7 protein-coding genes are annotated in these 8,882 nt (G+C 68.6%); 3 read left to right on the top strand and 4 right to left on the bottom strand.

The window, feature by feature from the left end:
- On the top strand, window positions 1–1,825 hold a 1,825-nt coding region (locus KBY78_RS13200), incomplete at its 5' end, for a monovalent cation:proton antiporter family protein (RefSeq protein WP_255143965.1).
- A gap of 17 nt (window positions 1,826–1,842) precedes the next feature.
- Here KBY78_RS13200 and KBY78_RS13195 read toward each other — a convergent pair.
- Complete coding sequence (locus KBY78_RS13195; protein WP_006172082.1) at window positions 1,843–2,214, bottom strand: VOC family protein; 372 nt, start codon at window positions 2,212–2,214, stop codon at window positions 1,843–1,845.
- A gap of 122 nt (window positions 2,215–2,336) precedes the next feature.
- Between KBY78_RS13195 and mtnA the strand changes: the two genes are divergently transcribed.
- The gene (gene mtnA / locus KBY78_RS13190) at window positions 2,337–3,491 is read left to right on the top strand and encodes an S-methyl-5-thioribose-1-phosphate isomerase (protein WP_255143964.1); all 1,155 of its coding nucleotides are present in this window, start codon (window positions 2,337–2,339) and stop codon (window positions 3,489–3,491) included.
- Here the strand turns inward: mtnA and corA are convergent.
- Window positions 3,456–4,556 (bottom strand): magnesium/cobalt transporter CorA, encoded by a 1,101-nt coding sequence (corA, locus tag KBY78_RS13185; RefSeq protein WP_255143963.1) that lies wholly within the window; start codon window positions 4,554–4,556, stop codon window positions 3,456–3,458. The two genes, mtnA and corA, sit on opposite strands and share 36 nt — an antisense overlap.
- A 101-nt stretch (window positions 4,557–4,657) precedes the next feature.
- Here corA and KBY78_RS13180 point away from each other — a divergent pair, with 101 nt between their 5' ends.
- Entirely contained in the window at window positions 4,658–6,739 is a 2,082-nt protein-coding gene (locus KBY78_RS13180) for a bifunctional aldolase/short-chain dehydrogenase (RefSeq protein ID WP_255143962.1), read from the top strand.
- A 5-nt stretch (window positions 6,740–6,744) separates the two neighbouring features.
- Here the strand turns inward: KBY78_RS13180 and KBY78_RS13175 are convergent, their stop codons facing one another.
- Entirely contained in the window at window positions 6,745–8,172 is a 1,428-nt protein-coding gene (locus KBY78_RS13175) for a sodium:solute symporter (protein ID WP_255143961.1), read from the bottom strand.
- A partial coding sequence (locus KBY78_RS13170; protein WP_255143960.1) for a S9 family peptidase occupies window positions 8,172–8,882 on the bottom strand: 711 nt, incomplete at its 5' end. The genes KBY78_RS13175 and KBY78_RS13170, both read right to left, overlap by 1 nt.

Here is an 8,882-nt window from a genome sequence, read left to right as displayed (position 1 = left end):
GCAGAACGTCCACGAGATCGAACTGCTGGCCGAGATCGGCGTGGTGCTGCTGCTGTTCGTGATCGGGCTGGAGATCTCCCTGGCGGACGTGGCGCGTCTGCGCCGTCATTTCCTCATCGGCGGCTCCCTGCAGTTCTTCGGCACCGCAGCCCTGGTGGGGGCGATCTGCATGGGGCTGGGGCTCTCCCCCGGACAGGGGGTGTATGTGGGCTTCGTGGTGGCGCTCTCCAGCACGGCCATCGTGCTGCGCATGCTGCAGGAGCGAGCCGAACTGGAAACACCGCATGGGCGCACCACTCTGGCAATCCTGATCTATCAGGATGTGGGTGTTGTTCCGGTGATGCTGATCGCTCCCCTGCTCGCTGGGGTGGGGTCGGCGTCGGGAGGAGGGACGATCGCGGCCCTGCTGGGAAGGATCGCCCTCGTGGCCCTCGTGGCGTGGCTGGCCTGGCGCTGGATCGTGCCCTGGCTGCTGGAGCGCATCACCCGCACCCGCAGTTCGGAGGCCTTTCTGCTCGGTGTGTTCAGCCTTTGTGTGGGCATCGCGATGATGACCCAGTCGCTGGGGTTGTCACTGGCGCTGGGTGCTTTTCTGGCGGGCTTCATTCTCTCGGAGTCGGAGTATTCCCATCAGGCGGTGGCGGTGATGCTGCCCTTCCGCGATGTGTTGATGAGCCTGTTCTTCGTGTCGATCGGCATGCTGCTCGACATCCAGTTCATGCTCGCCCCCCCGCTCTCGCTGCTGCTGCTCACCCTGGGGGTGGTGCTGGTCAAACCCCTGGTGGCCGCCGGCTCGGCCCTGGTGGTGGGCCTGCCCCTGGGAGGGTCGGTGCTCACCGGCCTGGCGCTCGCCCAGGTGGGTGAATTCTCCCTGGTGGCCACCAAGGCCGGCGTGAGCACCGGCCTGCTCGGTCCCGACATCTTCCAGACCGTTCTGGATGTGGCCGTGCTGAGCATGATGCTCACCCCGGCCCTGGTGGCCTGTGGTCCAGGCCTGGCCGCCTGGGTGGCCACCACCCCCCTGCGGCGGCTGGAGCGCCGCCGCCTGGTGCCGGTCAGCTCCGGCAGCACCGATGGCCTCAGCGGTCACATCCTGATCGTGGGCTTCGGCGTCACCGGCGCCAACCTGGCCCGCATGGCCCGGCGCTGCGACATCCCCTATGCCGTGCTGGATGTGAACGCCGCGATCGTGCGCGATGCCCTCAGCGCCGGTGAGCCGATTCACTACGGCGATGCCAGCCAGGAGCCGATCCTGCGCCTGGTGCATGCCGATCGGGCCCGCGCCATCGTGGTGGTGATCGATGATCCCGCCGGTGCCCGGCGCGTCGTGGAACTGGCGCGCCGCTTTGCACCCGATGCCTTCATCCTGGTGCGCAGCCGCTATCTGCGCGAGGTGGAAACCCTGCTGGCGCTGGGAGCCGATGAGGTGATCGCCGATGAACTCGAGGTGTCGATCGAGGTGTTCTCCCGTGTGCTGGCGCGGATGCTCGTGCCCCGCGACGACATCAAGCGTCTGATCGCTGAAGTGCGCGGCGGCTGGCGCCAGATGGCCCGCAGCCTCTCGCCGGAAGCCACCGCTGTGAGCGATCTGCGTGTGGCCGTGCCGCACCTCACCACCCACTCCCTGCGCCTGGCCGAGCAGTCAGCGCTGGTGGGCCACACCATCGCCAGCTGCGGTCTGCGCGCGGAGCACAACGTCACGATCCTGGCGATCACCCGTTCTGGGGAACCCATCACGTATCCCCACGGCCACACCCGCCTGCTGGCGGGCGACATCCTCTTCGTGATCGGTCCCGAGGCCTGGGATCCACTCAGCGTGCGCTGAAGACGCGCCAGCAGGCATCAACGCATGGAATGCAATCCGATCGGATTGCCCTCCGTGTCGAGCACCACCGAGATGAAGCCGAACTCGCCGATCGCCATCTTCGGGCGGCAGACCTGGCCGCCGGCCGGCACGACGCGGCTTTCCTCAATGGCGCAGTCCTCGCAGCTGAAGTACACCATCGTTCCGCCCTTGCCGGGCTCGCAGCCGGCCATGCGCATCAGCGCGCCGCCGGCGCCCACCTGGGAGGTGTCCATCGGGAAGCACCAGTAGTCCATCTCGGGATTGGAGAGGTCCTGGAACTCCACCTGGAACACCGCGGCGTAGAAGGCCTTGGCCCGCTCGATGTCGCTCACGTTGAGCTCGAACCAGGTGACGGGATTGCTCGGCATGGTGCCTCGCGGCGAGGTCCGGTTCAGCTTAGGAACCAGTCCTGGACCCGCTGGTCCCGGGTCGGTGCCAGCGCCCTGTGGTTTGTCAGCATGGGCCGGCGACACGTGGCACGCGGCATCGGATGAACATCGACGGCAAGGCCTGGCGCACGATCTGGCTCGAGGACGGCGGCCGCTCGGTGGGGGTGATCGATCAGACCCGCTTGCCCCACAGCTTCAGCACCCGCTCGCTTGCCACGCTCGATCAGGCCGCCGAGGCGATCGCCACCATGGTGGTGCGCGGCGCCCCCCTGATCGGTGTCACCGGCGCCTACGGCCTGATGCTCGCCCTGCAGGCCGATCCGGGGGATGCCTCCCTGGTGGCGGCCTTCGAGCGGCTCAACTCCACCCGCCCCACCGCGATCAACCTGCGCTGGGCCCTGGAGCGGGTCCGTGACCGGGTGACGCCGCTGCCTGTGGCCGAGCGCGCCGCCGCGGCGGCGGCGGAGGCGGCCGTCATCGCCGATGAGGATGTGGCCATGTGCGCGGCGATCGGCGATCACGGACTGGAGCTCTTGAGGCGGCTGACGGCTGAGCGGCCTCCCGAGCGGCGGCAGGAACCCCTGAATGTGCTCACCCACTGCAACGCCGGCTGGCTGGCCACCGTCGACTGGGGCACCGCCCTGGCGCCGATCTACAAGGCTCACCGCGCCGGGCTGCCTATCCATGTCTGGGTGGATGAAACACGCCCCCGCAACCAGGGCGCCAGCCTCACCGCCTTTGAGCTTGGCCGTGAAGGGGTGCCCCACACCGTCATCGTCGACAACGCCGGCGGTCACCTGATGCAGCACGGCCTCGTGGATGCGGTGATCGTGGGCACCGACCGCACCACCCGCACGGGGGATGTCTGCAACAAGATCGGCACCTACCTCAAGGCCCTGGCCGCCCACGACAACGGCGTGCCCTTCTACGTGGCGCTGCCCGCCTCCACCATCGACTGGACCCTCGCCGATGGTGTGGCCGGAATCCCGATCGAGGCCCGCTCCCCCGAGGAGGTGACTCACATCCAGGGGCTGGCCCTGACCGGCTCCGCAGCGGGTGAGGTCGCCCTGGTGCAGCTGCCCCCCCAGGGGAGCAGAGGCTTCAACCCTGCCTTCGATGTCACCCCGGCGCGGCTGGTCACGGCCCTGATCACCGAGCGAGGGGTGGCACCGGCCAGCGAAGCGGGATTGCGGAGCCTCTATGGACCGCTGGCCCCGGGCTCAGAGCCAGCGGCGGCGGCGGAAGTAGAGCGCTAGACCCGCGCCGATCAGCACCATCAGCCCCAGTGTGGCCTGATAGCCGAGCCGCCAGCGCAGCTCCGGCATGTTCTCGAAGTTCATGCCGTAGACGCCCGCGATGAAGGTGAGCGGGATGAAGATCGACGAGATGATCGTGAGCGTCTTCATGACTTCGTTCATGCGGTTGCTGAGACTGGAGAGGTAGGTGTCGTGCATGCCGCCGAGGATGTCCCGGTAGGTTTCCACCATGTCGATCACCTGAATGGTGTGGTCGTAGAGATCACGCCAGTACACCCGGGTGCTGTTGGTCAGCACCGGTGAGGATCCCTTCTCGATCGCACTGATCACTTCACGGCAGGGCCATGCCGCCTTGCGCAGCGTCAGCACGTCGCGCTTGAGATAATGGATGTCCTGGATGTCATCAGGGCTTGGGTCTTCGAGAATCTTGTCATCGATCTCCTCGATGTGATCACCGATCTGCTCGATGGCCTGGAAGTAGTGATCCACCACCGTGTCCATCATTGCGTAGGCGAGGTAGTCGGCCTTCAGCTGCCGGATTCGGCCCTTGCCCTTCCTGATTCTTGCACGCAGGGAATCGAAGACATCTCCCTCATCCTCCAGGAAGGAGAGCACCACATTCTCGGCCACGATCAGGCTGAGGTGCTCGATGCTGATCGAGGCGCTGCTGCGCTCGAACTCCATCATCTTCATCACGATCAGCAGGTAGTGACCGAACTCCTCCAGCTTGGGGCGCTGGCTGGTATTCACCAGATCTTCCAGCGTCATCGGGTGGAGGCCAAAGTGTTCTCCCAGTCTTTCGATCAAGCCCACGTCGTGGATGCCGTTGACGTTGATCCAGGTCACGCTGTTTTCAGCCAGGGCCTGCTCGAAGCACTGGCTCAGTTCCACATCCTGGGTTTCACTCAGCTGCTCGGCGTTGTAATCGAAGATGTCGACACGGGCGCGCTCACACTTGCGCTCGCCGACGAACACCATCGTTCCCGGCGCCATCCCGGCTTTGCTGCCCCCGCCGCTGAGCGTGCGTGCCTGGCGGCGCCGACCGGACCTGCTGGATCGCCCCATGGCCGTGGCGGCTGGCGCCGGCTCAATGGCCTTGATGCTGGCACGGGTCCGGCTGCTGCGCCCTTCCCTAGCCTCCTGGCCAATTGCCGCCACTCCGCCGGATGCCGAGTCAGAACCGCTGGTCGCAGGCCGAGGCCGAGGCCGCCGTGGCCCGCTACGGCGCCGAGGGCATCAGCAAAGACCTGGCCCTGCGCACCTACAGCGCCCGCCTGCTCGGCGCTGACCCCGATCTGGTGCTGCACGGGGGCGGCAACACGTCGGTGAAAACCACGGTCACGGGCCTGCTGGGGGAGACCATTCCGGTGCTGTGCGTCAAAGGCAGCGGCTGGGACCTGGCCACGATCGAACCCCCCGGTCACCCCGCTGTGAGACTTGAGCCGCTGCAGGCGCTTCGGGCCCTCACGAGCCTCAGCGACGAAGACATGGTGGCGGCCCAGCGCCGCAACCTGATCGACCCCTCGGCCCCCAATCCTTCGGTGGAGGCTCTCCTCCACGCCTTTCTGCCCCACAAGTTCGTCGATCACACCCATTCGATCGCTCTGCTGGCCCTGGCCGATCAACCCGACGCGGCGGCGATCTGCCGCGAGGTCTACGGCAATCGGGTTGCCCTCGTTCCCTATGTGATGCCTGGCTTCGCCCTGGCCCTGGCGGCGGCTGAGGCCTTTGAAGCGGCCGAACAGCGCGCCAGGGCCGCAGGGGTGGAGCTGGAAGGGATGGTGCTGCTCCAGCACGGGCTGTTCTCCTTCGGGGCCACGGCCGAGCAGAGCTACGGTCGGATGCTGGCTCTGGTGGGGGAGGCCGAGGCGCGCCTGGCCCGGCTGAGCGCCCAGGCCCAGCCGCGGCCCATGCCGGAGCCCCCCATTCCTGCGGCGGCTGTGCTGCCGGTGCTGCGCGGGTTGTTCAGCCGAGGCGCCGAGGCCGAAGGCGCTCCCCGCCGCTGGCTGCTTGATCTGCGAGCTTCGGAGCCCGCCCTGGCGGTGGTCAACGATCAGCGCCTGCCCGAGTGGGCTGGCCGCGGCGTGGCCACCCCCGACCACGTGATCCGCACCAAGGCCCAGCCCCTGGTGCTGCCGCCCGCCTGCGGCGATCTGGCCACCTGGACGGCGGCCGCCGCCACGGCGCTTGAGGTCTTCATTGCTGCCTACAAGACCTACGTGGCCCGCCAGAATGCTCGGGTCGGCGGCGGGCGCACGCCGTTGGATCCCCTGCCGCGGGTGCTGGCGTTGCCGGGCCTGGGGCTGGTGGGCCTGGGCCGCTCGGCCCAGGAGGCCGCCGTCACCGCCGACATCGCCGAAGCCTGGGCCCGCACCCTGCTCGCTGCGGAGGCCCTGGGCCGCTTCCAGCCCGTGGGCGAAGACGACACCTTCGACATGGAGTACTGGAGCCTGGAGCAGGCCAAGCTCGGTAAGGCCAAAGAGCTGCCCCTGGCCCGCCGGGTGGTGCTGGTGACGGGAGGCGCCGGAGCGATCGGTGCCGCCACTGCCCGCGCCTTCGCCCAGCGGGGCGCCGATGTGGCGGTGCTCGATTGCCAGGGGGAGCAGGCCATGGCGGTGGCCGCCGCCTGCGGGCGCCGCGCCCTGGGTCTGGCCTGCGATCTCACCGATCCCCAGGCGGTGCGCCAGGCGCTGGCGGCGGTGGCGGGCCACTTCGGTGGCCTCGACATCGTGGTCAGTAATGCCGGTGCCGCCTGGAGTGGTGCCATCGCCGAGCTCAGCGACGCTGACCTGCGCGCCAGTTTCGAACTCAACCTCTTCGCCCACCAGAGCGTCGCCCAGGCGGCGATGGCCATCTTCCGCGCCCAGGGCATGGGCGGTCAGCTGCTCTTCAACGTGAGCAAGCAGGCGCTCAACCCCGGGCCCGGTTTCGGCGCCTATGGCATCGCCAAGGCGGCTCTGCTGGCCCTGATGCGCCAGTACGCCCTCGAGGGCGGCCGCGAAGGGGTGCGTGCCAACGCGATCAATGCCGATCGCATCCGCTCCGGCCTGCTGGATGAGGGCATGATCCAGAAACGCTCCGCCGCCCGGGGAGTCAGCGAGGAGGCTTACATGGCCGGCAACCTGCTGGGCCAGGAGGTGCGGGCCAGTGATGTGGCCGAGGCCTTTGTGGCCCTGGCCCTGATGGAGCGCACCACGGGCGCGGTGCTCACCGTTGATGGAGGCAACGTGGCGGCGATGGTGCGCTGAGGGTCTCAGGCGGGGGTGCGGGAGCTGGCCATCAGGGCCAGGCCCAGACCGCCCCAGACCAGCACCAGCGCCAGGCAGAGCCCGGTCCAGGCCGGCAGCCCCCAGCTGCTCACCGCCAGCGGCGCCACCACCGTGATCACTCCGCCGGCCACGATCGGCTGCAACAGCAGTTGTTTGATCGAAAACGGCTGCAGGGCCTCGCTGCGATCCAGTGGATCAGCCATGCGCAGCAGCAGCAGGCCGCTGGCCGCCACGCCCGTGGCCTGGCCGAACTCGATGATCGCCCGCTCGAACCAGGCCGAGGGCAGGATGCGCGGGGCCAGCAGCAGCAGCACCCCCAGGTTCCAGGCCAGCCCGGCCAGGGCCAGGGCCGTGAGTGACATCCAGTCGTGGGCCAGCAGGGTCAGATCGAGGCAGGCGGTGGCTGCTGTGATCAGCAGATCGGCCGACACCGTGCCCAGGCGGTTCTGCACCCGGGTCGAGACCCAGTGGTCTTTGCCGGAACGCTCCAGCAGCCAGCGCACCAGCAGCGATCCCACCAGGGCCAGGGGGAACACCGGGAACACATCGATCACCTTCGCCAGCCCTCCTCCGACGTGGTCGGCCATCAGGCGCAGGCCAGCCAGGGCCACCACGCCGATGGCCACGGCGAGTCCCGTCAGGGCCAGGTTCAGGGCCAGAGCCGAAAACCTCAGCTCCGGCGGAGGGGGCAGCGGCGGCTCAGCCTGGGCGGCGATCGCCTCCGCCTGCTCCGGCGTGATGCCCTCCTCCGGCTCCGGGGGGTTCGCCACCCCTGAAGCGATTGTGGAGCCCCCCATCAGCCAGCCCCGGCTGCGGGCCAGCAGCACCACCAATCCACCCACCACCGTGGAGATCAGCAATCCCACGGTGGCCATGGCCAGACCCAGGGCCTCGCCGCCTTCAAAGCCCAGGCTGGCGTAACTGGCGCCCATGGCGGCGGCCGATCCGTGCCCCCCCTCATAGGCCACCTCGATCAGGCAGGCCATCAGGGGATGGACCCCCAGAAATGGCTGCAGCACCAGCAGCACCACCAGGCCACCCACCATGTACTGACCGAAAGCCAGGGTGAGGGCCAGCAGCACCTGGGCCGACAGTGGCCTCCAGAGTCCGGCCAGCTTGGGCAGCGGTTTGGCCAGCAGCAACGTGGCGAACACCAGGGTGAGCAGCACCATCGGCAGCTGGTCCCAGATGTCGATCACGGGTTGGCTGAGCAGGGGCACCAGCCCCGCCGGTGCCACCAGCAGGCCCAGCACTCCGGCCAGCAGGGCCTCGGGAATGCCCCAGTGGCGAAGTCCCAGCACATCACCGAGGCTTCGGCCCACCACCAGCACCAGGCCCAGAGCCACCAGCGCCACGGCGGGGGTCTCGACGGCCTCCACCAGAATCCTGACGCTGACTGGGATGAAGGGCATCAAAGGGCGAGGTGCTTGCGGAAGAAGGCTTCCGTGGACTCCAGTACCTCAATCTGTACGGCGCCGCTGCGGAATCCGTGCCCTTCAGCGGCAAATCGATGCAGCTCCACCGGAATCCGGTTGGCGGCGAGCGCCGCGACGATCCGCTCGGTCTGCTGCGGGGGCACCACCTGGTCCTGGAGACCCTGGAAGAAAATCACCGGGCAGCGGATCCTGTCCGCGTGGTGCAGCGGGGAGCGGGCCTCATAGATCGCCCGCTCTTCCGGCCATGGCCCCACGAGGCCGTCCAGGTAGCGGGCCTCGAAGCGGTGACTGCTGTCGGCCAGGCCGGCGAGGTCGGCCACGGCATAGCGGCAGGCGCCCACACGGAACACATCGCTGAAGCAGAGGGCGGCCAGCACGGTGAAACCACCGGCGCTGCCCCCCTCGATCGCGATCCGCTCAGGGCTGGCGCGGCCCGCTGCCACCAGGCCGCGGGCCGCTGCGGCGCAGTCGGCCACATCCACCACACCCCAGAGCCCGTTGAGCCGTTCGCGGTAGGCCCGCCCGAAGCCCGTGGAGCCGCCGTAGTTCACATCCACCACGCCCCAGCCCCGGCTGGTCCAGTACTGGATTGCCGGATTGAGGCCGGTGCGGGCCATGGCCGTGGGTCCGCTGTGACCTTTCACCAGCAGCGGCGCGTCGGCGCTGCCTCCCCCCTGAGGGGGATG

Origin of the sequence: Synechococcus sp. EJ6-Ellesmere (genome assembly GCF_024345875.1) — a bacterium.
GTDB lineage: Bacteria > Cyanobacteriota > Cyanobacteriia > PCC-6307 > Cyanobiaceae > Regnicoccus_A > Regnicoccus_A antarcticus.
The sequence above is the reverse complement of the archived record's forward strand: the minus strand, read 5'-3'. Positions and strand labels throughout refer to the sequence as shown.